25 protein-coding genes and 1 pseudogene are annotated in these 26,433 nt (G+C 42.8%); 7 read left to right on the forward strand and 19 right to left on the reverse strand.

Annotated features, from left to right (window positions below):
* Positions 1-22: 22 nt before the first annotated feature.
* Together NFU46_RS07490 and acs are read right to left on the reverse strand one after the other, a co-directional pair.
* Positions 23-673 (reverse strand): response regulator transcription factor, encoded by a 651-nt coding sequence (locus NFU46_RS07490; protein WP_054551155.1) that lies wholly within the window; start codon positions 671-673, stop codon positions 23-25.
* Between the two features lie 96 nt (positions 674-769).
* Complete coding sequence (acs, locus tag NFU46_RS07495) at positions 770-2,710, reverse strand: acetate--CoA ligase (protein WP_175078418.1); 1,941 nt, start codon at positions 2,708-2,710, stop codon at positions 770-772.
* A 282-nt stretch (positions 2,711-2,992) separates the two neighbouring features.
* Between acs and NFU46_RS07500 the strand changes: the two genes are divergently transcribed.
* Both NFU46_RS07500 and NFU46_RS07505 read left to right on the forward strand, forming a co-directional pair.
* Positions 2,993-4,159 carry a DcaP family trimeric outer membrane transporter gene (locus NFU46_RS07500; protein WP_130050708.1) on the forward strand — a complete coding sequence of 389 codons (1,167 nt, stop codon included), beginning with the start codon at positions 2,993-2,995 and terminating at the stop codon, positions 4,157-4,159.
* A 192-nt stretch (positions 4,160-4,351) separates the two neighbouring features.
* Positions 4,352-6,472: a TonB-dependent siderophore receptor gene (locus NFU46_RS07505; protein ID WP_251600954.1), complete on the forward strand. Its 2,121-nt coding sequence runs from the start codon at positions 4,352-4,354 to the stop codon at positions 6,470-6,472.
* Positions 6,473-6,700: 228 nt separating this feature from the next.
* On the opposite strand, the gene recA is transcribed toward NFU46_RS07505, so the two are convergent.
* Entirely contained in the window at positions 6,701-7,747 is a 1,047-nt protein-coding gene (recA, locus tag NFU46_RS07510; protein ID WP_054560894.1) for a recombinase RecA, read from the reverse strand.
* 58 nt (positions 7,748-7,805) lie between these two features.
* On the reverse strand, positions 7,806-8,303 hold the full coding sequence (locus tag NFU46_RS07515; RefSeq protein ID WP_054560895.1) for a nicotinamide-nucleotide amidohydrolase family protein: 498 nt from the start codon (positions 8,301-8,303) through the stop codon (positions 7,806-7,808).
* Between the two features lie 21 nt (positions 8,304-8,324).
* Between NFU46_RS07515 and mutS the strand changes: the two genes are divergently transcribed.
* Positions 8,325-10,898, forward strand: coding sequence for a DNA mismatch repair protein MutS (gene mutS / locus NFU46_RS07520; protein ID WP_055021014.1), 2,574 nt, complete (start codon positions 8,325-8,327; stop codon positions 10,896-10,898).
* Positions 10,899-10,983: 85 nt separating this feature from the next.
* Here the strand turns inward: mutS and rpoS are convergent, their stop codons facing one another.
* The 11 genes from rpoS to NFU46_RS07575 are packed head-to-tail and all read right to left on the reverse strand — an operon-like array spanning position 10,984 to position 18,560.
* Entirely contained in the window at positions 10,984-11,967 is a 984-nt protein-coding gene (gene rpoS / locus NFU46_RS07525) for an RNA polymerase sigma factor RpoS (RefSeq protein WP_054551147.1), read from the reverse strand.
* A gap of 60 nt (positions 11,968-12,027) precedes the next feature.
* The gene (locus tag NFU46_RS07530) at positions 12,028-12,852 is read right to left on the reverse strand and encodes a peptidoglycan DD-metalloendopeptidase family protein (RefSeq protein ID WP_251600956.1); all 825 of its coding nucleotides are present in this window, start codon (positions 12,850-12,852) and stop codon (positions 12,028-12,030) included.
* A 42-nt stretch (positions 12,853-12,894) separates the two neighbouring features.
* Positions 12,895-13,473 carry a YqaA family protein gene (locus NFU46_RS07535; RefSeq protein ID WP_054551145.1) on the reverse strand — a complete coding sequence of 193 codons (579 nt, stop codon included), beginning with the start codon at positions 13,471-13,473 and terminating at the stop codon, positions 12,895-12,897.
* An 11-nt stretch (positions 13,474-13,484) separates the two neighbouring features.
* Positions 13,485-14,123 carry a protein-L-isoaspartate(D-aspartate) O-methyltransferase gene (locus tag NFU46_RS07540; protein WP_054551144.1) on the reverse strand — a complete coding sequence of 213 codons (639 nt, stop codon included), beginning with the start codon at positions 14,121-14,123 and terminating at the stop codon, positions 13,485-13,487.
* Complete coding sequence (gene surE / locus NFU46_RS07545; protein WP_054560899.1) at positions 14,113-14,877, reverse strand: 5'/3'-nucleotidase SurE; 765 nt, start codon at positions 14,875-14,877, stop codon at positions 14,113-14,115. Before surE ends, NFU46_RS07540 begins: the two co-directional genes overlap by 11 nt.
* The gene (truD, locus tag NFU46_RS07550) at positions 14,878-15,906 is read right to left on the reverse strand and encodes a tRNA pseudouridine(13) synthase TruD (protein WP_251600958.1); all 1,029 of its coding nucleotides are present in this window, start codon (positions 15,904-15,906) and stop codon (positions 14,878-14,880) included.
* Complete coding sequence (ispF, locus tag NFU46_RS07555) at positions 15,903-16,385, reverse strand: 2-C-methyl-D-erythritol 2,4-cyclodiphosphate synthase (protein ID WP_055198208.1); 483 nt, start codon at positions 16,383-16,385, stop codon at positions 15,903-15,905. Before ispF ends, truD begins: the two co-directional genes overlap by 4 nt.
* A complete protein-coding gene (gene ispD, locus NFU46_RS07560) occupies positions 16,382-17,083 on the reverse strand; it encodes a 2-C-methyl-D-erythritol 4-phosphate cytidylyltransferase (RefSeq protein ID WP_251600960.1) in 702 nt (233 codons plus the stop codon). Before ispD ends, ispF begins: the two co-directional genes overlap by 4 nt.
* On the reverse strand, positions 17,073-17,363 hold the full coding sequence (gene ftsB / locus NFU46_RS07565) for a cell division protein FtsB (RefSeq protein WP_054560903.1): 291 nt from the start codon (positions 17,361-17,363) through the stop codon (positions 17,073-17,075). The genes ispD and ftsB overlap by 11 nt, the downstream gene beginning before the upstream one ends.
* 22 nt (positions 17,364-17,385) lie before the next feature.
* On the reverse strand, positions 17,386-18,018 hold the full coding sequence (locus NFU46_RS07570; protein ID WP_054560904.1) for a hypothetical protein: 633 nt from the start codon (positions 18,016-18,018) through the stop codon (positions 17,386-17,388).
* 59 nt (positions 18,019-18,077) lie between these two features.
* On the reverse strand, positions 18,078-18,560 hold the full coding sequence (locus NFU46_RS07575) for a DUF2947 domain-containing protein (RefSeq protein ID WP_062564834.1): 483 nt from the start codon (positions 18,558-18,560) through the stop codon (positions 18,078-18,080).
* A gap of 63 nt (positions 18,561-18,623) precedes the next feature.
* Here NFU46_RS07575 and NFU46_RS07580 point away from each other — a divergent pair, with 63 nt between their 5' ends.
* The 3 genes from NFU46_RS07580 to NFU46_RS07590 are packed head-to-tail and all read left to right on the forward strand — an operon-like array spanning position 18,624 to position 20,947.
* Positions 18,624-18,857: a DUF1653 domain-containing protein gene (locus NFU46_RS07580; protein WP_371319660.1), complete on the forward strand. Its 234-nt coding sequence runs from the start codon at positions 18,624-18,626 to the stop codon at positions 18,855-18,857.
* 52 nt (positions 18,858-18,909) lie between these two features.
* On the forward strand, positions 18,910-19,758 hold the full coding sequence (locus NFU46_RS07585) for a MoxR family ATPase (RefSeq protein ID WP_058585777.1): 849 nt from the start codon (positions 18,910-18,912) through the stop codon (positions 19,756-19,758).
* Position 19,759: 1 nt separating this feature from the next.
* Positions 19,760-20,947, forward strand: coding sequence for a VWA domain-containing protein (locus tag NFU46_RS07590; protein ID WP_054551134.1), 1,188 nt, complete (start codon positions 19,760-19,762; stop codon positions 20,945-20,947).
* A gap of 149 nt (positions 20,948-21,096) precedes the next feature.
* Here the strand turns inward: NFU46_RS07590 and NFU46_RS07595 are convergent, their stop codons facing one another.
* From NFU46_RS07595 to NFU46_RS07605, 3 genes are all read right to left on the reverse strand, one after another.
* Positions 21,097-22,329, reverse strand: coding sequence for an NRAMP family divalent metal transporter (locus NFU46_RS07595; RefSeq protein ID WP_251600962.1), 1,233 nt, complete (start codon positions 22,327-22,329; stop codon positions 21,097-21,099).
* Positions 22,330-22,662: 333 nt separating this feature from the next.
* Positions 22,663-23,019: a ribosome hibernation-promoting factor, HPF/YfiA family gene (gene hpf / locus NFU46_RS07600; protein ID WP_054551132.1), complete on the reverse strand. Its 357-nt coding sequence runs from the start codon at positions 23,017-23,019 to the stop codon at positions 22,663-22,665.
* Between the two features lie 182 nt (positions 23,020-23,201).
* Positions 23,202-23,513 (reverse strand): pyrimidine/purine nucleoside phosphorylase, encoded by a 312-nt coding sequence (locus NFU46_RS07605; RefSeq protein ID WP_251600965.1) that lies wholly within the window; start codon positions 23,511-23,513, stop codon positions 23,202-23,204.
* A 279-nt stretch (positions 23,514-23,792) separates the two neighbouring features.
* Between NFU46_RS07605 and NFU46_RS07610 the strand changes: the two are divergent.
* Positions 23,793-24,050: pseudogene (locus NFU46_RS07610) on the forward strand (type II toxin-antitoxin system ParD family antitoxin).
* A 239-nt stretch (positions 24,051-24,289) separates the two neighbouring features.
* Here the strand turns inward: NFU46_RS07610 and tkt are convergent.
* On the reverse strand, positions 24,290-26,281 hold the full coding sequence (gene tkt / locus NFU46_RS07615) for a transketolase (RefSeq protein ID WP_175082413.1): 1,992 nt from the start codon (positions 26,279-26,281) through the stop codon (positions 24,290-24,292).
* Positions 26,282-26,433 lie beyond the last annotated feature (152 nt).

Below are 26,433 nucleotides of genomic sequence, written 5' to 3' on the forward strand. Positions count from 1 at the left end.
TTATTGTTTTTATTATCGTTTGTTATGCCGACTCAATAGGCTCTAATTGTAACTTAGAGGCAATTAATACCGCTTGAGTACGGTTATACACACCTAGCTTTCTAAAAATTGCTGTAATGTGTGCTTTGACTGTTGCTTCAGAAATATGTAACTCGTAAGCAATCTGTTTGTTTAGCAAGCCTTCGTGCAAGTATTGCAACACCTTGTATTGCTGCGGCGTCAGTGAAGCCACTTGCGCTGCAATTTCCTTGTCTTCGCCATCTACGGCAGCCACTTTATCTTTAAGCTCAAGTGGAAGCCAAACATCGCCTTCAAGAATGTGGTTAATTGCCAGCGCAATATCATCTGATGAAGATGATTTAGGAATAAATCCCATCGCACCATAACCCATTACTTTAGAAACTACATTGATGTCTTCGCTGCCAGAAACAACAGCTATTGGTAAGCTTGGATAGTCTTCGCGAATGCGAATAAGGCCGTATAAATCGCCATTGCCTGGCATGTGAAGGTCTAGTAGTAAGATATCAAGATCTTCTTGTTCGCTCAGCACCTGCAAGGTGGTATCAAAGTTTTCCGATTCAAACACTTCTAAATCAGCGAACTTAGCACTCAATGCCCCTTTCAGCGCTTCACGAAATAACGGATGATCGTCCGCTATTAAAAACTGACTCATGGTTCACTCCTAATAAATTCGGCTGACACCTATTTCTAAGTGACAGCCGATATACTACGTTTAGAATCAACTTCTAATCAAGTTTTTAACGCGATTTTAACGATTTAATCGGTTTTCGATTAGCTCATCAACAACGCTCGGATCGGCTAGTGTAGAAGTATCTCCAAGCTGTTGGTGCTCATTTGCCGCAATTTTACGTAAAATTCGACGCATGATCTTACCAGAACGAGTTTTCGGTAAACCTGGAGACCATTGGATCATATCTGGTGAAGCAATTGGGCTTAATTCTTTACGAACCCAGTTACGTACCTCTTTTGTTAGTTCATCGCTTACTACAATCCCCTCATTTGGAGTGATGTAAACATAGATGCCCTGACCTTTAATATCATGTGGGTAACCTACGACTGCAGCTTCTGCTACTGCTTCGTGAGCAACCAATGCACTTTCGATTTCTGCAGTACCTAGGCGGTGACCTGATACGTTAAGTACGTCATCTACACGGCCTGTGATCCAGTAGTAGCCATCTTCATCACGACGACAACCATCACCTGTGAAGTACACGCCTGGGTATGCTGAGAAATAGGTTTGTTCAAAGCGTTCATGGTCGCCATAAACTGTTCGTGCTTGTGATGGCCAGCTATCTAAAATAACAAGGTTACCATCAACCGCACCTTCTAGTGTATTACCCTCAGCATCAAATAGTGCTGGTGCAATACCAAAGAATGGACGTGTTGCTGAGCCTGGCTTCATATCTGTCGCACCTGGTAATGGTGTGATCATGATGCCGCCGGTCTCTGTTTGCCACCAAGTATCTACGATTGGGCAGTTTTCGTTACCAATATGTTCGTAATACCATGCCCACGCTTCTGGGTTAATTGGCTCACCTACAGAACCCATAACACGAAGACTTTTACGAGTTGAAGTCGCTGTTGGCTCATCGCCTTTCGCCATTAGAGCACGAATAGCAGTTGGTGCTGTGTAAAGAATAGTCACGTTGTGCTTATCAATTACTTCACCCATACGGCCCGCTGTTGGGTAAGTTGGTACACCTTCAAATACGACTTGCGTGCAGCCATTCACTAATGGGCCATAAGCAATGTAGCTGTGACCAGTGATCCAGCCCACATCGGCACTACACCAGAAAATATCGTCTTCTTTAAGATCAAACACATATTCATGTGTCATTGATGCATAAACAAGGTAACCACCGGTAGTATGAACCACACCTTTTGGTTGACCCGTTGAGCCTGAAGTATAAAGAATAAAAAGCGGATCTTCTGCATTCATTGGCTCTGGTTCGCACTCGGCTGGTAAGTCAGCGACAAGCTCATGCCACCAAACATCATGACTATTCCACTCAACTTCACCACCCGTTAGCTGATGAACAATAACGTGCTCAACTGTGGTTACTGAGTCTTGTGATACCGCTTCATCAACATTTGCTTTAAGTGGTACGCAGTTGCCAGCACGGCGACCTTCGTCTGAAGTAATTACCACTTTAGCGCCTGAGTCATTAATTCGGTCAGCAATCGCTGATGGAGAGAAACCACCAAATACTACAGAGTGAATAGCACCAATACGCGCACACGCTTGCATAGCGTAAATAGCCTGCGGTGTCATTGGCATATAAATAGCAACACGGTCACCTTTTGATACACCTAATTTTTTAAGGCCGTTGGCTAGCTTAGCTACTTCGTCGTGAAGCTGTTGGTAGCTAATATTTTCGTTGTGTTCAGGGTTATCGCCTTCCCAAATAAGAGCTGTTTTATCGGCTTTAGTGGCAAGGTGGCGATCAATACAGTTGTAAGATGCGTTAAGTTGGCCGTCTTCATACCAGCGAATGCTGATGTGGCCTTTGTCGAATGAGGTGTTCTTTACTTTGTTATAAGGAGTTGACCAATCAAGGCGTTTACCGTGCTCTCGCCAAAATCCTTCAGGGTCATCAATAGATTGCTTGTACAGTGTATTATATTTATCGTTATCAACTAGTGCTGCATTCTTGATATGCGCTGGTACTGGATAGATACTTTCTGACATTGTTGTCGTCTCCATTTTAATTACTTGCCTACGGCCTGCTTCAAGGATCACTCAGCAAAGCCCCTGAAAGTATTAGACCTTAGTTGTATATCTTGTCATTTAACAAAAAACTTTAAAATTGCCTTCTATAATCTAGTCCAATGTTAGGTTGGATGCGATTTAACTACCCATTCCACCTTAGTCTAATAGACCAATAGATAATTGAGAGAAGTCATTTCTTAAACAACAGTGATACAACAACATTAATGCAATCAACAAGTAGCTTCGACAGGAATACACATTATGACAACAACAAAAGTAACCGCATTAAAAACACTCACAGCTTCGGCTGTTTTATGTGCACTTGCAGGTACCGCTAACGCCGCAACCATTGGTAACACAGACGTCTCTTATGGTGGCTATGTAAAACTTGATGCTATGTGGAGTGATTACTCTGCAGGCGTACCAGCTGGCGGCAGCATTGGCCGTGACTTCTATGTACCAGGTACAACACCGGTAGGCGCAGACAGCGACAGCGATGCAGTATTTGACATGCATGCACGCCAATCTCGCTTTAACCTAGGTACAGCAACAAAATTAGACGATGGTAAAACCATCAAAACTAAAATTGAAATAGACTTTATTGCTTCAGCGCCAGGCGGTAACGAACGTGTTAGTAACTCTTACGCGCCTCGTATTCGTCAAGCATTTGTGACTTATGATGGTTGGTTATTTGGTCAAGCTTGGTCAAACTTTCAAAACGTAGGTGCATTACCAGAAACACTCGACTTCGTCGGTCCTGCAGAAGGTACTGTGTTCGTACGTCAAGCACAGGCACGTTACACTACCGGTAATTGGTCATTCTCTATCGAAAACCCAGAGAGCACAGTTACAGTTGGCGGCGCACGTGTAGCTACTGATGATGCATCAATGCCTGACTTTACAGCACGTTACGCACATAAAGCTGACTGGGGTGAATTAGTATTTACCGGTCTTGCTCGTCAGTTAACTTATAAACAAAATGGCATTGATGCAGATACATCATCGTTCGGTATCAGTGCATCTGGTAAAGTAAATTTTGGTCAAAATAACCTTAAATTTATGCTAACTCAAGGCTCAGGTTTAGGCCGCTACATTGGTTTAAACGTAGCAAATGGTGCGGTGCTTGATGGTGATGATTTAGATGCAATTGATTCAACATCAGGTTTCATTGCCTATCAACAACACTGGAACAGCCAATGGCGCTCAACTTTCCTTTATTCATTCTTTTCAGCAGATAACAACACAGATTTACTTGCTGTGACTGGCGACCCTACAGAAATGAGTCAAAGTTATAGTGCCAACCTTTTATATTCGCCTGTTAAAAAGCTTACATTTGGTGTTGAGTTTAAACATGCTGAGCGTGAACTAGAAAGCGGTGCTGACGGCGATATGGATCGTCTACAGTTCTCTGCAAAATACGTATTTTAAGATTTAAAATTATTTTACTTCCTGAAGCGGCTTCGGCCGCTTTTTTTATTTCTGCTTTTTATTTACAGTGATCCCCTTTTAGCTTTTTGCAAACCATAATTCACTAAAATAGAAACGCTAATTGCAAATTATTTTCGTTTAGATTAAATTACGCATTAATTTCACTATTCATTGAACTAATTGGAACTTTGCATGTCATCAACATTTTTGCGCTTATCTCAATTAAGCCTAGTGACCTCAGCACTTTTAAGTGGCCACGCTTTTGCAGAACAACAAAAAGAAGAACAAGCAATTGAAAAAATTGCCGTGTATGGCCAGCATCATAAAAACTACATCACTGAAGAAGCACAGTCAGCAACCAAATTAGGGCTAACAATTAAAGAAACACCACAGTCAATCTCTGTTGTATCACGTGCGCTAATGGATGACTTCTCACTCGATAATTTAAACGCTGTACTTGAAAGCACACCGGGTGTGACTGTTGAGCAAATCGAAACTGACCGTACTTATTTTAAAGCTCGTGGTTTTGAGATCACCAACTTCCAAGTTAATGGCATGGGTATGCCGCAAGACAACGGTTCAATCCAAGGTACTCTTGATACGTCTATTTTCGATAGTGTTGAAATTGTACGTGGTGCCAATGGTTTAATGACAGGTGCTGGTAACCCATCTGCAACAGTCAACATGGTACTAAAGCGCCCTACTTATCAAACGCAAGTCAATGCGTCTGTATCGTATGGTTCTTGGGACAACAAGCGTTTAGAGCTTGACGCTTCAACTGCTATCAACGAAAACCACGCTGTACGTGCTGTATTCACAAAGCACAAAACTGAGTCATACCTTGACCGTTACGAGCAAGATAAAACAATTTATTACCTAGCCTACGAAGGCCAGCTAACTGATAGCACAGTTGTCACTGCAAACTATGTAAATCAAAAGAAAGATGCCGACAGCCCACTTTGGGGTGCATTACCGCTCTATTACAGTGATGGTTCGGCAACAAACTTTGACGCTTCAACTAGCACAGCGTCTGATTGGTCATACTGGAATAACACAACTGAGCAGCTGTTCTTATCAATTGAGCAAGCAATCACCAATACTTGGTTCTTAAAAGCAAGCTACGCGCACTTAGAAAATGAGCAAGATTCTGAGCTTTTCTATGTTTACGGCACACCAGACAGAGAAACAGGTCTTGGCCTAACTGGTTATGCCAGTGAATATGACCACAAAGATAAGCACGACATTTTAGATATCTACGCAACAGGTAAATTTGATTTATTTGGTATGGAACATGATCTGTCGTTTGGTGTAAACCAAGCAGATATGGATAACAAAGATAAATCATTGTATGACAACACCACAGGCAATGGTTTTCCTGCAATGCCTGAGCTAGGTGGTTGGGACGGTGTTGCGCCAGTACCAACACTTACTGATGGTTTAACAGGTGCTGATATCACTAGCCGTCAACGCTCTGCATATGTTTCAACACGCATTCGTGCAACTGACGCATTCAGCATTTTAGCAGGTGTGAGCCAAGTAAATTGGGAAACTGAAGGTGCCTCTTACGGCGTTGCAAAAGACAAAGATAGCGACCAAACGGTGCCTTACTTCGGTGCTGTATATGATATCAACGAAAGCTTCTCAACTTATGCAAGTTACACAGAAACCTTCGTACCGCAAACAGAGCGTGACATCAATGGTGATTACTTAGATCCAATCACTGGTAAAAGCAGCGAAATTGGTGTGAAAGCTCAGCTACTTGATGACGACTTATTTGTAACAGTTGCTTACTTTGACGCTAAACAAGTTGGCCTTGCTGTTGCTATCCCTGATTCATTACCTGATGACACTCGCTACTATGGCGCAGATGGTATTAACAGCGATGGTATTGAAGTAGAACTTAGTGGTCAAATCAACGAAACACTAAGTGCAAGCTTCAGCTACAGCAACCTAAACATTGATGGTGATGAGTTAGTAAAAGACTACACACCTGAAAACCAGTTCAAACTTGCTGTAACTCATAAAGTGCCTGAGATTGATGGTTTAACCTTTGGCCTAAACTATCGTTGGCAAGACGATACAAAGCGCGTACAAGTGCGTGATGCGGCTACGAATACTGCACTTATCACCACAACGCAAGATGCGTACGGCCTATTAAACCTAATGGCAACGTACGATATTAACGACAATATGAGCGTTAACTTGAACGTTAATAACGTGACCAACGAAAAGTACATCCACAGTCTTTTCTGGGCTCAAGGTTATTACGGCGCACCGCGTAACTACTCAGTGTCTTTCAACTGGCAGCTGTAAGCTTTGAGCTAGAAGCTGAAAGTTTTAAGCTTTAAGTACATGAAAAGCCGCATCATATGCGGCTTTTTCATGAAAGAGTTGCAAGAGTAAAGTTTACCTTTGCTAACTTTACCCTTTCTGACTTTACTCTCGCTAACTTTCACCCATAAAAAAACCGCTAACTGTGTAGCGGTCTTTTTTGTGTTAAGTGCGGGTCAAGTCACGCTTAACTGTACTCTTTTGCGGTGTTTATAGCTCGTCTTCAGCTAATAGGCCAGCATCTTCACCATCTTCTGGTTGTTCTGTTGCCTGAAGTAATAGCATCTCACGTAACTTACCTTCGATCTCATCTGCGATCTCTGGGTTGTCTTTTAAGAACTTAATTGAGTTTGCTTTACCTTGACCAACTTTGCTGCCATTGTAGCTGTACCAAGCACCTGATTTTTCAACAATCTTATGCTTAACACCTAGGTCAATTAACTCGCCTTGTTTAGAAATACCTTCACCATACATGATGATGAACTCAGCTTGTTTAAACGGCGGAGCAACCTTGTTCTTAACAACTTTAACGCGGGTTTCGTTACCTACAACCTCGTCGCCTTCTTTCACAGAACCAATACGACGAATATCGATACGTACTGAAGAGTAGAATTTAAGTGCGTTACCACCTGTTGTTGTTTCAGGGTTACCAAACATAACACCAATTTTCATACGGATTTGGTTGATGAAAATACATAGTGTGTTTGAACGCTTGATGTTACCTGTAAGCTTACGTAAAGCTTGTGACATTAAACGAGCTTGTAGACCCATGTGTGAGTCACCCATGTCACCTTCGATTTCAGCTTTAGGTGTTAAAGCTGCTACCGAGTCAACAATCACAACATCAACGGCACTTGAACGAACTAACATGTCACAGATTTCTAATGCTTGCTCACCAGTATCTGGTTGAGAAACAAGTAAGTCATCAATGTTTACACCCAATTTTTGTGCGTATACAGGATCTAGAGCGTGCTCAGCATCTACGAATGCACACGTTTTACCTTGCTTTTGAGCTTCAGCGATAACTTGTAAAGTAAGCGTTGTTTTACCTGATGATTCAGGACCATACACTTCAACAATACGACCCGTAGGTAAACCACCAATACCTAGTGCGATATCGATACCTAGTGAACCTGTTGAGATTGCTTCAATATCTAGGGCTTTATTGTCGCCCAGTTTCATAATTGAGCCTTTACCAAATTGACGCTCAATTTGTGATAAAGCAGCGTCTAAGGCTTTTTGTTTGTTATCGTTCATTCTGTTCTCCAAATCCGGCTAATGCAGACAGTATACTGTATGAAATCACAGTATCAAGCTAATTTTCAGATTTTATCAATTCAATTATATTTTTTAATGAGTAAACAATAGCTTGCAGTCTAACTTCAGCTCGATCGCCAGAGAAAACTTGCTGACTTGGGTAGTTTTGACCAGCAAAATGAATGCAAAACCATACTAATCCCACAGGTTTATCCAGTGTTCCACCACCGGGGCCTGCTATCCCCGAAATAGCTATTGCGATATCTGCGTTTGCAGCTTTTGCCGCCCCCGATGCCATTTCAACAACGGTTTGCTCACTCACCGCACCAAAGCTGTTTAAGGTTTGCTCGCTAACGCCAATGAGCTCATGTTTTGCTTGGTTACTATAAGTAACAAACGCTCGGTCAATATAATTAGAGCTGCCAGGGGTATCGGTTAGTGCATAACTCACTCCACCACCAGTGCATGATTCTGCGGTAGTGATCCATAAGCGTTTATCCGTTAAAATAGCTCCTAATTTCGCAGCAAGTGTTTTAATCTCTTGGTGTAATTCCATATTCAGCCTTTGGGTAAATACATGTCGTTTGATCTTTATGCACCGCACACTATAAAACAACAAACCCCTATGATGCAGCAGTATCTAAAAATAAAAGCCGAGCATCGGGATATTTTATTGTTTTATCGTATGGGCGACTTTTACGAACTTTTCTTTGATGATGCCAAGCGTGCAGCGCAACTTCTTGATATTTCTCAAACCCATCGAGGTAAAGCCGGTGGCGACCCCATTCCAATGGCGGGCGTACCCTATCACGCAGTCGAAAACTATTTAGCTCGCCTTGTACAAATGGGTGAGTCAGTAGCTATTTGTGAACAAGTTGGTGACCCAGCGACTAGCAAAGGCCCTGTTGAGCGTAAAGTTGTACGTATTGTTACACCGGGCACAATTTCTGACGAAGCATTATTACAAGAACGCCAAGACAACCTGCTAACCAGTGTATGGCAAAACAAACAAGGCCTATATGGTATTGCTTATTTAGATATTAACTCTGGCCGGTTCAATGTGTTAGAAGTTAATACCGACGAAGCATTTAGCTCAACATTACAGCGTTTAGCCCCTGCTGAGCTACTTTATAGTGAAACATTTGCAAATGTGCACTTAATTGAACATATCAAAGGCGCGCGTCGTCGCCCGGAATGGGAATTTGATCTAGATACTGCGCAGCATTTACTTTGCGACCAATTTGGCACCAAAGATTTAGTTGGTTTTGGAGTAGACAAAGCACACGCAGCTTTAGTGGCTGCAGGCTGCTTAATGCAATACGTAAAAGACACTCAGCGTATTGCCCTACCGCATATCCGTGCAATCACCCTTGAACAAAACGAACACGCGGTGATCTTAGATGCAGCAACTCGTAAAAACCTTGAACTAACGGTTAATTTATCGGGTGGTTACGAAAACACGCTTGCGCAAGTACTTGATAAAACAGCCACAGCTATGGGTTCACGCTTATTAAAGCGTCGTATTCATACCCCTGTGCGCAGCAAAACAGAGCTCAACTCTCGACTAAACGCAATTAGCGCAATTATCGATGCGCAATTATGTGGTGAGCTACAAGAGTCATTAAAGCAAATTGGCGATATTGAACGTGTTATTGCACGCCTAGCGCTTTGCACTGCTAGGCCGCGAGATTTAACGCGCCTGCGTAGCGCGCTGCAAGCTCTCGCGCCACTTCACGAACTATTACTAGATGCTAATGATCCGCGTATTAGTCAAATTATTGCTAAGTCGCAACAGTTACCTGAACTACAAGACTTACTAGAGCGTGCTGTAATCGAAACCCCACCGGTGCTTATTCGTGATGGAGGGGTGATTGCACCAGGTTACAACAGCGAACTTGATGAATGGCGAGCGCTAAGCCAAGGTGCTACCGATATTCTTGAAAAGCTTGAAGAGCGTGAGCGTGAGCGCACTGGCATTAGCACCTTAAAAATTGGTTATAACAAAGTGCATGGCTTTTTTATTGAAGTAAGCCGCGCTAACTCACATTTAGTTCCTGCGGATTATATTCGCCGCCAAACGCTAAAAAATAATGAGCGCTATATTATCCCTGAGCTTAAAGAGCACGAAGATAAAGTACTTGGTAGCCAGTCAAAAGCGCTAGCGCTTGAAAAACAGCTTTACGAGCAACTATTTGAGTTTATTGCTCCGCACATTGAGCAGCTACAAACAATGGCAGCTGTTCTAGCAGATTTAGATGTACTGAACAATTTAGCCGAACGTGCGCAAGCGCTTAATTATGCTAAGCCAACTCTGTGCGATAACGATAACATCAGCATTAAGCAAGGTCGCCACCCGGTAGTAGAGCAGGTAATGAAAGACCCGTTTATTGCCAACCCTGTGGAGCTTAATAACGACCGTAAAATGCTGATTATCACAGGTCCAAATATGGGTGGTAAATCGACCTATATGCGCCAAACTGCACTTATTGTTCTAATGGCTCACATTGGTTGTTACGTTCCTGCTGATAGTGCAGAAATTGGTAATATTGACCGTATCTTTACGCGTATTGGCGCAAGTGATGACCTAGCATCAGGACGCTCAACCTTCATGGTTGAAATGACCGAAACAGCAACTATTTTAAATAACGCCACAGCACAATCACTGGTACTGATGGATGAAATTGGTCGCGGTACTTCGACTTATGATGGCTTATCGCTTGCCTATGCAACGGCTGATTATTTAGCATCAAAAATTGCCGCTAAAACCTTATTTGCAACTCACTATTTTGAGTTAACCGAACTGGCCGAACAAAAAACGGGATTGGTTAATGTGCACCTAGATGCCATTGAACACAACGACACCATTGCCTTTATGCATACCGTGCTTGAAGGCGCAGCAAGCAAGAGCTTTGGTTTACAAGTTGCTGCCTTGGCTGGTGTACCAAAAGCGGTGATCCAACAAGCAAAACAAAAGCTTAAAATGCTTGAGAACCATCAACCTGTTACTGCCCCTATTGAGCAACAACAGCAAACATTAAGTTTTGATGATGAGCCTTCTGAGCTTGAATTAACCTTAAAACAGCTTGATCCAGATAGCTTAACGCCAAGACAAGCACATCAACTACTGTATCAATTAAAAGATTTACTTTAAATTTTGAGTAGATATAAAAAAAGCTGACGTAAACGTCAGCTTTTTTGTGTGTTCTAGACCCGAAGGCCTATGTATTGTTGTCAAATCAGGTGAATTGGTCGAATAGGCTATCTGTACTTAACCCTTCGTGTTGCAAAATGTCTTTTAAGCGACGTAATGCTTCCACTTGAATTTGTCTTACACGTTCACGTGTTAAGCCAATTTCACGACCAACATCTTCAAGGGTTGATGGCTCATAGCCTAGTAAACCAAAACGACGAGCAAGTACTTCACGCTGTTTCGGGTTTAATTCTCCAAGCCAATCAACAATGTGCTTGTTGATGTCATTATTTTGTACTTCGCCTTCTGGACCATAGTCTTTTTCATCGGCGATAATATCTAATAACGCTTTGTCATTTTCACCGCCGATAGGTGTATCCACTGAGGTGATTTTTTCGTTTAAACGCAGCATCTTAGTGACATCTTCAACCGGCTTATCTAAGCATTCTGCAATTTCTTCTGCGGTTGGTTCATGGTCAAGTTTCTGCGTTAATTCACGGGCTGTTCTTAAATAAACATTAAGCTCTTTGACCACATGAATAGGTAAACGAATCGTACGTGTTTGGTTCATGATGGCACGTTCAATGGTTTGACGTATCCACCAAGTTGCATAAGTTGAAAAACGAAAACCTCGTTCTGGGTCAAATTTCTCAACGGCTCTGATAAGGCCTAAATTACCTTCTTCAATAAGGTCTAGTAGCGCGAGGCCACGGTTGTTGTAGCGGCGGGCAATTTTCACCACTAAACGTAAATTACTTTCAATCATTCGCTTGCGAGAGGCTTCGCAGCCTTTCAGTGCTTTTCGAGCAAAATAAACTTCTTCTTCTGCGCTTAGCAGCGGAGAAAAACCAATCTCACCAAGATACAGCTGTGTAGCATCTAAATTCTTGGCAACTTCTTCTTTTGCAAAAATTTCATCTTCGTTGTCGACTTCTTCAAGTAATTCAGAAGACTCTTCTTCGACTACCGTGTCATCAAATTTATCGTCAATCGCGTCAGTTTTTTTCTCAAGTTTTGCTGTGTGACCCATAAGCGTCCTCCCGAGCAAATATGTGATTGAGCTAAATCACTTTATCAATACCCTAAATGGCTAAGGTAGATACTTAGCAGGATTGACTGCTTGACCCCGATAACGAATTTCAAATCTCAAAGCCGTAACCGAAGAGTCTGAACTGCCCATTTCTGCTATTTTCTGCCCTGCCTTTACTTCCTGTTTTTCCTTTACAAGCAACTTTGAATTGTGCGCGTAAGCGCTTAGGTAATCATCATTGTGTTTCAATATGATTAAATTACCGTAACCCCTCAATGCGTTGCCCGCGTATACCACAGTTCCATGTGCAGCAGCTAAAACAGAAGCCCCTTGTTTATTAGTGATCTGTAATCCTTTAAAGCCGTTCTCTTTATTAGAGAAGCGTTTTGTGACTTTACCTTTTGCAGGCCAGCCCCATACAACTTTGGCATTAGAATTACTGCTTTTTTCACTAATTATTTTGTTGGCTTGTTTCTGAACATACTCTCGTTGTTTTGGCTGATCAAGCCCTTTCTTTAATTTTTTGTTATTTTTTTGTATAGAAACAGTAGACTTTTTACTCGAATTCGTATATTTTTTCGTCTTTTTTAATTTTTGTGCCGATTTTGTGAGCGAAATACTCTGCCCAGGGAAGATGGTATAAGGTACTGGAATATCGTTTATTTTTGCGAGCGTTCGAAAATCTTGCTGAGCGCTAAAAGCAATTGAATACAAAGTATCGCCCTTTTTGACTACATATTTTGAGCCAGAGATATTTACTTTGCGTGTGGCGGGTTTAACTTTATTATCTAAACTACTAACCGGTGCCGGTGCTTCGCGAGAAGTACAACCAAAGAGCAAAATACTAAGAAACAAAGTAACATAGACTGTTAACTGCCTGCTCATCGTAAAATGCTCCTTATCGTACTAGTTTAATGGTTTTGCGGGTTATCGTAGTAAAAAGTACGCAACCACAACTAAAACAACTAATCCCCAGCCAAGCGCTTCAACATATTGACGTAATTTTTGCTCCATTTTAACGCCGCCCCACTTCATTAAAGCCGACACTAAGAAGAAACGCGCGCCACGACCTATTGCCGAGGCAATTAAAAATGGCAAGAATGCCATTTGCATCAAACCTGCACCTATGGTGAAAACCTTATAAGGTATAGGAGAGAAGCCCGCTAAAAACACAACCCATACACCATAGTTTTCAAACCAACTTAGCGCTGTGTCAAATTTGGCTTGCCAACCCATTTGCGCAATCAGCGGTTCGACTACTGGTTCGAATAACCAAAAGCCAAGTAAGTAACCTAAAATACCGCCAATCACTGAAGCAATAGTCGTAAAGCTGGCAAAGCGCCATGCTTTATCTGGCTGAGCAAGCGACATAGGTGCTAGCATGACATCCGGTGGCACCGGAAAAAAAACAGATTCAGCAAAACTCATCCCTGCTAAATAACGCTCTGCATGGCGATGTTTGGCCCATACCAGCGCCATATCATATAACTTAGTAAACAACTTCAAAGTTTAACGTCCTATTCAATATCACCAGGTACCAAAGGTACAAATCGTACTGGTGCAACTTTATGTTCTGTAAAAGTGTCGCCATTTCTAACGACCATCATTAATTGCTGATCTTGCTCACCAATAGGTGCAATCATAACGCCCCCATCAGCAAGTTGTGCCAGAAGTCCTTGTGGCATAGTGGCCGCAGCGGCAGTAACAATAATCCCCTCAAATGGAGCTTGCGACTGCCAACCTTGCCAGCCGTCACCGTGTTTCATGGTGACATTATATAAATCAAGCTTGTGCAAACGGCGTTTTGCTTGCCATTGCAATGCTTTTATACGCTCTACCGAGCACACTTTAGTGAAGGTTTTTGCCAGTATTGCCGTTTGGTAGCCAGAGCCTGTGCCAATTTCGAGCACTTTATCACGTACGCCTGCTAAGCGAAGTAGCTCTGTCATGCGTGCGACAATATATGGCTGCGAAATCGTTTGCCCTTGGCCGATTGGCAGTGCGGTATTTTGATAAGCTTTGTGCTGCAAAACATCATCGATAAAAATGTGTCTGGGTGTTGAGGCAATCGCTTCAAGCACAGTACTATCTTCTACACCCTCGCGTTTTAATAGTTCAGCTAATGCCAGTGCACTGCGATTATAATTAGTCAGCACTATTAATCTCCATATTTGCTAACCAGCTATCGACGGCTTGTAAGCTCTCTTTCGCCGTCATATCAACACTAAGCGGGGTCACTGATGCATAACCATTATTAATGGCATAAAAATCAGTGCCTTCACCTGCATCACTTTCAGCACCAAGGGTACCATACCAATAAATGTCACGGCCCCATGGGTCTTGTTGTTTCGTCATGGTTTCAGCTTTATGACGCGAACCTAAACGGGTTACCTTAACTCCTTTAAGCTCTGTAAGCGGAATATCTGGCACGTTTAAGTTGATGATTTGATCTTTCGGTAATGGGTGCGATGCCAACTCTTTGATAATACTCACCGCAACCGCAGCTGCAGTTTCAAAGTGATTTCCTTCTTTAGAGCATAACGACACAGCAATCGCCGGCAGTCCTAAGTGGCGCCCTTCAGTGGCCGCTGCTACTGTACCTGAATACAAGGTATCATCACCTAGGTTGGCGCCGTGGTTTATTCCTGCAACCACTAGATCTGGCTGCTGCTCGACTAATTCATTAACTCCCAAATGCACACAGTCAGTCGGCGTGCCATTAATCGAAATAAAGCCATTATCAAGGGTGGTTGCACGCAATGGGTTCATGAGCGTTAATGAATTACTTGCGCCACTACAATTACGATCTGGCGCTACTAAGGTCACATCTGCTATTTGCGTCAATGCATGATACAAAACCGCAATCCCTTTAGCATGTACGCCATCATCATTGCTCAATAAGATTTTCATTTACGCATCCTTTTGTTTTTGTTCTCTGGGGCTTGCATCTTGATAGTCCACCAGCTCACGCAGCAGGGCGGTAGCAAAACAGCCTTTTGGTAAACCAAAACTTAACTTTAAAGTAGTTTCATCAATCGTTTCAACAGCTAATAAATCAGGAATAAGTCGTAACATTCTACGCTCATTCTTAAGGCCAAGTTCGCTAAGGCCCTCTATCCAAGACTGATAAGGTTCGAGCCAGACTTTTTCGGTTTCGGTCAGGCCTTTTTCGCCTTTACCAACCATAGGTGCCGACATCACAATATCGCCAGACGCTAAGCGCGCAATATTGTCATCACTAATATTGTCTTCAAAAAATGCATTACTGCCGCTGAGCATAAACACTTCGCGGTGCATTGTTTTCGCAAGGCCATGCTCGGCAACTCGCATGCTCACGATTTCATTAAACACATAAGAGCGTGCAGCTGAAATAACTAAGCCACGCAATTTTTTATCGCGGATACGCTCTCCAGCAAACATGCGCTTTGCCATTTCAAGGTTGTGACCACCATGGCCAAAGCGCTGCTCGCCAAAGTAATTAGGCACACCAGCACGCACCGCGTTGATACGGCACAAAATATCCAGCGGCTCAGTGACATTACGTAATGTAATGGTAAAGCGGTTGCCTTTATGGCAGCCAGTTCTGAGCTTACGATTATGGCGCTGTTGCGATATTACAAAAAATTGCTCGTTATTCAGTTCACTAAATTCTATATGCTTTTTAATTGGAACTGGCACGCTAAACCATTGAGTACACACGCCATGGCGGTCTTTTAAGCCTGCATAACTCACATCACGTGGAGATACGCCTGCTTTTTCGGCAATGCGTTTCGCAATAAACTGAGTATTTTCGCCTTTTTTTACAACCTGCAAGCAAACATGTTCACCAGAACCGGTAAACTCAATACCTAAGTCTTCATCAACCATGAAGTCTTCGGCATGAGTTTTAAAGTCAGCCTTAGAAAGAGGTTTACCGTAAAGGTAGTTTAACTCACTCATGCGCTTTGTTTGCTCATAATCACCACTGCGTGGCTTGAGATACCTTCTTTGCGGCCTTCAAACCCAAGCTTCTCAGTGGTTGTTGCTTTCACATTAACTTGTGAAATATCAGCTTCAAGGTCTTGGCATAAGTTTTCACGCATAGCTTGAATATGCGGCAACATTTTTGGTGCTTGCGCAACAATCGTCACATCGGCATTGCCAAGTACATAACCTTGCTCTTTAGCAAGCCCAACCACGTGGCGTAGTAAAATTCGGCTATCAATATTTTCGTATTCGCTAGCAGTATCAGGGAAATGCTTGCCAATATCACCCATTGCCAATGCGCCTAAAATGGCATCACACAATGCGTGAATAGCAACATCACCATCTGAATGAGCTAAAAAGCCTTGTGGGTAATCTATTTTTTCACCACAAATTACCAACGGGCCTTCGCCGCCAAATTTGTGTACATCAAAGCCATGGCCAATTCGAATCATGAGGTACTCTCGTTTTGTTGTTTTTGCAGTAAAAATGCTGCTAAATCTAAATCTTCTGGGGTGGTGATTTTAATGTTGTCACTGCGACCTGCAACCAGCTTAACAGGCTGCTTAGCCCATTCAATTGCCGATGCCTCATCAGTGATAGTCACACCATTTTTAAGGGCACTTGATAGCGCATTAGTCAGCGCTTGATAAGGGAAAAACTGAGGGGTGAGTGCCTGCCATAAATCATCACGTGGCACCGTTTGCTCACTGTGTGTATGACCGCGCTTAATGGTGTCTTTTACTTTTGACGCTAAAATACCGCCTTCATTGGCAGCAATACATTCAGTCATTAAACGCTGAATATCTGCCAGACACACTAACGGCCTTGCCGCATCGTGAACAAGTACCCAATCAGGTGGGTTGTCAGCAAGTGATAGCAAGGCGTTAAGCACAGAATCAGCGCGCTCTTTACCACCACTCACACGCTCAATACGCTTATCTATGTGTGGTAAATCACCAAAGTAGCCGTCATCATCGCTAATTGCTACTTTGATGGTGTTTAATTCGTTAAGTTCTGCAAGTTTACTTAAGGTATGTTCTAAAATAGTTTTACCCGCAAGTTCAATATACTGCTTTGGCGCCGAATGCTGCATTCGACTCCCTACTCCCGCAGCGGGAACAATGGCGGTGATAGTTTGCTTAGTGTTCATTTTGCTGTTGACCTGGTAATACGCGAATAAAGGTTTCGCCAGGTTTAATCATTCCTAATTCATTACGCGCCCGCTCTTCGATGCCCTCTTGACCGAGTTTTAAGTCTTCAATATCGGCTTTGAGCACTTTATTGCGCTTTAATAATTTCGCATTGGTGTCTTGATGAGAGGTAACCGCTTGTTTTAAACGAGTGTAATCTTGCACCCCATTATGGCCAAACCATAAGCGGTACTGAATAAATAAAGCCAAACACAACAAGGCGAATTGAAAAACCCGCATTGAACACTCCTTCGCGGTTAAATTAAGTCAAAGGGCGTTTTAAATTACGCCAATTTATATTGCTTGCTAGCAGCATTTCTCTTAATGACAAACGCTTAGGTGTGATGCGTTTATTAAATTGCCATTGATGACCGCAACACGCAGCTGCCATCACCGCCTTTGCAGGCTTAAGCAATTGAATATGCGTGTTTTCTAGCGATTCACCGGAAGTATCAAACCAACCAAGCTCGTTGCAATGTACCTTATTGTCGCTTACTTGATCTAAGCTGTCTATGCGCACGGTTGTACATTGCTCGTCATTAATTAGCACGGGAACAATTAACCCGCGCTTAGCATGTTGACTATAAAAGTCTTTTGAGTCTTTTTTATTATAAACAGGCGGCGTTGTTTTTTGTTTTTCAAGCCAACTGCCATTTTGTGAATCGAGCTGTAGTGGCGCATCACCACTGACAATACGCATAGCTAAACGCTCAATATAGTAAGGCAGGCTTGCTAATAAACGTTTTAGCCTTGCTGTATCAGGTTCATCAACTAAACGCGGGATCTCACGAGCATAAAATGCATTACATAACTGCGCATACAAAGCTCGCTCGGCATCAGTTTGCCAAATTTCGGCTTGTTGCGAGTGTTCGCTCTGTGAAGTTGGTTTAGACAATGCGCGCTCTTATAAAACAATTGCTTGACTGTTTTATAGCATAGAGCGTTTATTGAGCGCTACTTTACTGCGCCTTTTTTACCCAATTTTGCGTTACCAGTTTCTAAAAACTGCACCACTGCATCACGCTTTTTACCTAATAACAAACTACCATCAGCTAAAAACATAAAGTTTTGCCAACAACGTTTAAAAACGGCAAAGCTGGTTTCAATAATATTGTCGCGAGCCATGCAAAAATAAACAGTGGTGTTTGCTTCCCACTCTAAGTGGTTAAGGATTTCTTCTGGCAACTGCTCATCGCCCGCTTCCCATGCACTTTCCCAGTTAATGGTCTCTGAAAAGCTGTCGTCTTTGCCGCACCAATCTGTTTTATCAAAAAAGTCAGGGTGATCATGCTCGCGGCTCACCATAGTAGTCCATAAAACCGCAGCGCGTTCAGCGCTCATTGGTTTAATTTGTGCTGCGTCTTCGCTGCTTATCGGCATATCTTTATGACGAAAAACCCAGGCTTTTTTGTATTCATCTAACGAAATATAATTCATAGTTTAGGCAGTTTGTTTCAGCGTAAAATGTGCAAACTGCAATTATACCCAAATGACTCCAAGATGCGAGATAAACACATGACAATCAAACCCGGTATTTACCAACATTACAAAGGTCCAAAATACAAAGTTGAATATGTTGCTACTCATAGCGAAACGAATGAGCCACTGGTAATTTATCAAGCGCTATACGGCGAATTTGGCATGTGGGCACGCCCGCTTAGTATGTTTACAGAAACCGTCACTGTCGAGGGTAAAACGATACCGCGTTTTGCATACCTTTCAGACGCCGACTAACTGTGGCATCATGACGCTATTAATCACTGCTCAGACCAGATAAGGTGACACCGTGCTTTTTAATTCAACCGACAACTACATTGCCAGTAACTCATTAAAACAAGCGGTTAACGCAGCGATCTTGCTCGAAAAGCCGCTGCTAATAAAAGGTGAGCCCGGCACAGGTAAAACCATGCTGGCCGAGGAGCTTGCAAAAAGTTTAGACACCACGCTAATTCAATGGCACATCAAATCAACCACTAAGGCGCAGCAAGGCCTGTATGAATATGATGCGGTATCGCGCCTTCGCGACAGCCAATTAGGTGATGAGCGTGTGCACGATATCAGCAACTACATTGTAAAGGGGAAATTATGGCAAGCCTTTACCTATGGTGAGCAACATAACAAGCGCCCTGTGCTATTGATTGATGAAATCGACAAAGCCGACATTGAATTTCCCAACGACTTGCTATTAGAGCTCGATAAAATGGAGTTTCATGTTTATGAAACCGGCGAGCGCGTGGTTGCTAAGCAACGTCCGATTGTGATCATTACGTCGAATAACGAAAAAGAGCTGCCAGATGCCTTTTTACGTCGTTGTTTTTTCCATTACATTGATTTTCCAAGTAGTGAAGAAATGGCACAAATTATCGATGTGCATCACCCGCATGTTAAACAAGACCTAGTTCGCCAAGCACTTGAGGTGTTCTTTAATCTACGTGAAGTAAACGGCATTAAGAAAAAACCATCAACCAGCGAATTGCTTGATTGGTTAAAGCTACTGATGGCCGAAGATATAGACGCTAAAACACTGCATGATAAAAGCCAAAAAGGCGGCTTAATGCCAATGTTTGGCGCACTATTAAAGAACGAGCAAGACATTAGCCTAGTCGAAAAACTTGCGTTTATGAGCCGCCGTTAATATGTTAATTGCGTTTTTCTTCAAGCTTCGCGAATACCGCTTACCTGTTAGTTTGCGAGAGCTACTTGATTTGATCAATGCGCTCAAGCAAGGGGTTATTTTTGCCGACGTTGACGCGTTTTATTATTTGGCGCGTACCATCATGGTAAAAGACGAAACCCACTTTGACCGTTTTGATAAAGCCTTTGCAGATTATTTTAGTGGTGTGGCCGACCTTGATCTGCTCGAAAGCTTAAAACAGCAACATGCCTTGCCTGATGATTGGCTACGCAAAGAGTTTGAAAAGCATTTAAGCGAAGAAGAAAAGGCGCAATTACAAGCCATGGGCGGCCTTGATAAACTCATGGAAACCCTCAAGCAACGCCTTGAAGAGCAGCAAAAGCGCCATGCTGGAGGTAATAAGTGGGTAGGTACCGGTGGCACTTCGCCATTTGGCGCCTATGGTTATAACCCTGAAGGTGTGCGTATTGGTCAAGACGGTAACCGACATCGCCGTGCGGTAAAAGTGTGGGATAAGCGCAGCTACCGAAACCTTGATAGTGACCGTGAAATCGGCTCGCGCACCATTAAACTCGCTCTAAAAAAACTGCGTAAATTTGCCCGTACTGGCGCCAGCGATACCCTCGATTTAACCGAGACCATCCGCGCAACTGCAAAGCAAGGCGGCATGCTCGATGTAAAAATGGCACCTGAGCGCCACAATGCAGTAAAAGTATTGATGCTTTTTGATATCGGCGGTTCAATGGATGATTACATTCATACCTGCGAAGAGCTATTTAGCGCTGCTCACAGCGAATTTAAGCACCTTGAGTTTTACTATTTTCATAACTGTTTGTATGAGCATGTTTGGCAAGACAACGAACGTCGTCACTCTAACGTCATTGATACCATGACCTTGATTAACAAGTTCACCAGCGACTACAAGGTGATTTTTGTTGGCGATGCCACCATGGGTCCTTACGAAATCGCCTACCCTGGAGGCAGCGTTGAGCATTGGAATGAAGAACCCGGCAGCGCTTGGTTAAACCGCATAACCAATCACTTTGATAAAGTCGCTTGGCTCAACCCACAACCCGTTGAACATTGGCGCTATTATCAATCGATAGATTTTATAAAGCAGTTAATGGACAACCGCATGTACCCACTCACGCTAGATGGGATTAGTAATGCGATTAGGGAGTTGAGTTAAAGTTAGAAAGTTAGAAAGTTAGAAAGTTAGAAAGTTAGAAAGTTAGAAAGTTAGAAAGTTAGAAAGTTAGAAAGTTAGAAACCCTAAACTGGCCACTATCTAAGTCAAGCAGCTCGAAAACTTTACTCTTTCCCCTTGTAACTCGCTAACTAAGCGAGTTTCCAAACCAAAAACACTAGCGCAAAGCCCACCAAATAAGCTAAGCCTAGCCAGCTTAAGGTGCGTAATAAAGGTGAGTGATGAATGCTGGGTTCTGAGCGTACTAAGCTAAAGTTCAGCCATGCAAAGACAGGAGTGGTTACAAAAGCGAGGGTCATAGCAAAAGTAAGCATTGGGCCAAGGGCTGATTTAAAGAATAAAATCACTGCCATACCTGCAAATGCTTGTAGTAATAACCACATATTTAAACTGTGTTTAGATTGTTTAATAGGTAGCAGTTTATGTGACTCATTTAATGTTCTGGCGTAGCCATCAAGCACTGTTAGCGTGGTGCCAAACATACATAAAAAAGCGATACCTGAAACCAGTGGCCTTGCCCACTCGCCCATAGTGAGGGCATACATATCAATTAGCTGCTTTGCAAAAGCGACTCCACCTAATTGCACAGCTTGTGCTTGGCCATATTGCACTAACACACCTAATGAAAAAAACACTAACGCAAGTGCTGCGGTAAGCCAGTAGCCCAAATTAAAGTCAAACAAGCCTTGTTGCTTTGTCACGGCTTGTTGATGCTGCTTTTCTTTTAGCCACAGTGAGCTGATTGCTGATATTTCGATAGGAGCAGGCATCCAGCCCATGAGCGCGACCATAAAGCCAAGCATGGCAAGCTCATACGGCGACGGGCCCACATAGTCAACTGGGGCCATAGCACCATTATTAATAGCGACAACTAGCGCAGCCACGGTTGTAACCGTTAACAGCCCCATAATGAGCTTTGAGACATTATCGAGCGCCTTAAAGTGCCCCAACAACAAAATAAGCAAACACACAGCTAAGATCAGCCAGCATAATAAGGTTACAGAAACAGTGACAGGTAATGCATAGTGCAGCAGACTGGCCGTTAATAATAAAACCCCTGCAGTATTTACTACCGCAGCGACAATATTAAGCGCAATAAAACTATAGAAATACCCCGGCCCTTTTTGCTTGTAGCCCTCAACTAAACTTTGTTTGGTCGCAAGGGTGTACTCCATGCCAAATCGAAAGAATGGGTACTTTAATACGTTTACTACAATGATTAGCCAAAATAGCTGCCAGCCGAATAACGATCCTGCTTGTGTTGATGCTACTAGATGTGAGCCACCAATGGCGGCTGTCGCCATTAAAATCCCCGGCCCTAAAGCATTTAATTTAGATTGCCAATTTGATACTGCTGATTGCATATGCTTTGTGTGTTTTGTTCTTAGTAACAAGCAACTTACAGCGTTTTGTGTGAGATTGGAAGCAGAGCAAGTTAGCAAGTTAGCAAGTTAGCAAGTTAGCAAGTTAGCAAGTTAGCAAGTTAGCAAGTTAGCAAGTTAGCAAGTTAGCAAGTTAGACAACTTACAATCTGTGTCAAGTAACTCACTAACTTTACTCTTTCCCCTAGTAACTCGTTAACTTTTGAATTTAAATCTGACGGCTGAATATTAAAACCAAAAAAGCCAAGCGTTTCGCAACGGTTGGCTTTTTCAGATTTAGTTTTAAGTCTAGCCGCTTAGGCTAGTGCTCTGTAATTAGCTCAGGTTCATTTCCTGAATGATTTCGTGGGCAATTTCCGGTGTAGTACTGACCGGCTTTTCGTGTAGTTTGGCTTTCATTTGCCCTTTACGATGTTTAAGTGATGCATCTAGTTTTTTTGCAGCACCTGCGATAGCTGGGTACATCACATCATCTTCAGCTTTTACTGATAAACGTGCGCCTTCATAGGTTGTACTAATCTCAGCCTGATACTTATTGTGTTCTTTTGAAAGAATAATATCGAGTGATATTAATGATGGAAAATGGCTAGCAATTTTCGAGAACTTCTCGTTGATATGAGCTCTAACAGCCTCAGTAACGTCAACATGATGACCAGAAATATTAATCTTCATAGGGTATCCTTTTTTCTTGTTACCTCACAGTTAGTATTGGGGGCGAATTGAATTAACACAAGCGAAAATTGCAGATAATTAGTAATTGATTGTAACCACAAATGATTTAGATCATGCGTTGCGGATAAAATATGCAAAAGCCCGCATCACACGGGCTTTTCAGAGAGGTTAACAACTGCTCATTAACTATACGAACAACAGTAATCAGCAAATTCGCTGACCTTTACTAGAAAGGTAACATTTGCATCAACGGTAAATGACTCTCCAGCTTGCATTGTTTGCCATTCGCTCTCACCGGGTAATAGCACTTGCCAACTGCCACCGTTAAGCTCCATCAACTCTTTTTTGCTCGTAGCAAACTCGAACTCACCCGGTTGCATAAAGCCTAACGTCTTCGTGCTGCCATCAGCAAATACCAGAGTACGGCTAGACACTTTACCGTCAAAATACACATTGGCTTTTTTCAGCACACTTACATTATCAAACTGAGACATCCTCACTCCTGTTGTTTTGTTATTAAGTTACAGACAGTGCCAGTTGTCGGTTTAGCATTCAAGGGGAGCTGAGTGAGAAATAATCAAGTCGGGCTAGCTGTAAGCTGTCAGTTTTAAGCCGAAGGAGCAATTGTGGTAGGTCGTGCTTTAGCGCGAGAATCTCAATATTATTGCTTTAGTTTGAGTTCAAAAATATGGCTTGAACGCTTTGTTACACACCTCGCATCCAAGTTCAATAGATACCACAATTAGGTATCTATTGGTATTAAGGGTTATATCATGGCTAAAAACACTAGCATTACTTTGGGTGACCATTTTGACAGTTTTATAGCAAATCAAATTCAAAGTGGTCGCTATGGATCAGCGAGTGAAGCCATACGCTCCGCTTTACGTTTACTTGAAAGCCAAGAAACGAAAATGAACACTTTACACCAATGACTTGTTGAAGGTGAAAATAGTGGAGTTGCGGATTATGACCTTGATTTGTTTATCAATGAGTTAGATAACAAAGAAAGAAAATTAAGCAATTTCAATTAACTAACAAGGCAAAATCTGATTTTTGGTATTCAACCAAAAAGCATAACTTTCCGCGCGAAATAAATTTCACGCCTACGGTGAGGGGCTTTTCAACTTATAGCTTAAAACTTAAGGCTTGCAGCTAAAATTGACAGCTGCAAATGTGTTGGGTTTCACTCCGTTCTACCCAACCTACGGGGCATAAAAAAGCCCGCGCTGTGGTTATACAGGGCGGGCTTTTAAATTTTAGTAGCTAAAGCTTAAAACAAGGCGTTTGCTTTGTTTACGATGTTTTCAACAGTGAAACCAAAGTGCTTGAATAACTCGCCTGCAGGTGCTGACTCACCGAAGGTCGTCATGCCAACTACTGCGCCGTTTAGACCTACATATTTGTACCAGTAGTCTGCGATACCCGCTTCGATTGCTACGCGGCGTGTAACGCTTGCTGGTAATACGCTTTCTTTATACGCAGCGTCTTGTTCATCAAATAAATCAGTTGAAGGCATAGATACCACGCGTACTTTTTTACCTTGTGAACGAAGTTCTGCAGCGGCATCTTGTGCAAGCTGTACTTCAGAACCTGTTGCAATAAGGATAAGCTCTGGCTCACCGTCACAGCTAAGTACGTAACCACCTTTTTTCACATCAGCTAACTGCTGTGCAGTACGCGTTTGTTGCTCAAGGCCTTGGCGAGTGAAAATCAGTGATGTTGGGCCATCTTTACGCTCAATTGCTTGTTGCCATGCAATCGCTGACTCAACTTGGTCACATGGGCGCCAGTTCACTAGGTTAGGCGTCAAACGCATGCTTGCGATTTGCTCTACTGGTTGGTGCGTCGGACCATCTTCACCTAGACCAATTGAATCGTGCGTGTAAACGAAGATGCTTGGCTGCTTCATTAATGCCGCCATACGTACTGCGTTACGTGCGTATTCCATGAACATTAAGAAGGTAGCACCGTAAGGAATAAAGCCTTTGTGCAATGCAATACCATTCATAATCGCTGACATACCAAATTCACGTACACCGTAGAAAATGTAGTTACCGCTTGCATCGTTTGCTTCTAGGCCTTTTGAGCCATCCCAAAGTGTTAAGTTAGAACCTGCAAGGTCAGCAGAGCCACCCATGAATTCTGGTAGTAACGGACCAAACGCGTTTAATGCATTTTGTGATGCTTTACGTGTTGCTGGGTTTGCTGGGTTTGCTTGTAGCTCTTCAATGTAGGCTTGTGACTTTTCAGCCCAGTCAGCTGGTAACTCACCATTTGTACGGCGTTTAAACTCAGCAGCAAGTTCTGGGTGTGCACTTTCATAAGCTGCAAACTTTTCGTCCCAGCTTGCTTCTAGTTGCTTACCTTTTTCTTTGCCATCCCACTCGCTGTAGATATCAGCTGGGATTTCAAATGCATCGCCAGTCCAACCTAGGAACTCACGAGATGCTTTGATTTCGTCTTCACCTAGTGGCGCACCGTGACAATCATGGCTACCTGATTTATTAGGTGAACCGTAACCAATCACTGTTTTACAACAGATTAATGATGGCTTATCAGTGATGCTACGCGCTTCTTCGATAGCGGCGCGAATTGCATCAGGGTTATGACCATCAACATCGCTTACTACGTGCCAGCCATATGCTTTGAAGCGCGCTGGTGTGTCATCGCTGAACCAACCTTCTACTTCACCATCAATTGAGATGCCGTTGTCATCCCAAAATGCAACTAGTTTACCTAGGCCTAATGTACCGGCTAATGAACAGGCTTCGTGTGAAATACCTTCCATTAAACAGCCATCGCCCATGAATGCATACGTGAAGTGATCAACAATATCGTGGCCTTCACGGTTAAACTGTGCAGCTAGCGCTTTTTCGGCAATTGCCATGCCCACTGCATTTGTGATCCCTTGACCTAATGGACCCGTAGTAGTCTCAATACCTGGTGCATATCCATACTCTGGGTGACCTGGTGTTTTTGAGTGCATTTGACGGAAGTTTTTAATTTCCTCTAGTGGTAAGTCATAGCCACTTAAGTGCAGTAGAGAATAGATCAGCATTGAACCGTGGCCATTCGAAAGAATAAATCGATCTCGGTCTGCCCACTCTGGATTCGTTGGATTGTGCTTTAGATAATCGCGCCATAGTACTTCTGCGATATCTGCCATGCCCATAGGGGCGCCAGGGTGACCAGATTTGGCCTGTTGTACTGCGTCCATTGATAAGACGCGAATAGCATTTGCAAGTTCTTTGCGTGATGGCATGAATTCTCCTACCTTTATGTATTTGCGCTGGTTGTTTATGAAGCCCCATTCTTACTTATTGTAAGGGTACAGTGCAATTAAAAATCCGCATTAAATGCACCAATTATGGGCGTTTGTTAAGAACAATACGTTATTAGTAATTTTAAATAGAC

Source organism: Pseudoalteromonas sp. NCCP-2140 (assembly GCF_023708065.1).
Taxonomy (GTDB): Bacteria; Pseudomonadota; Gammaproteobacteria; order Enterobacterales; family Alteromonadaceae; genus Pseudoalteromonas.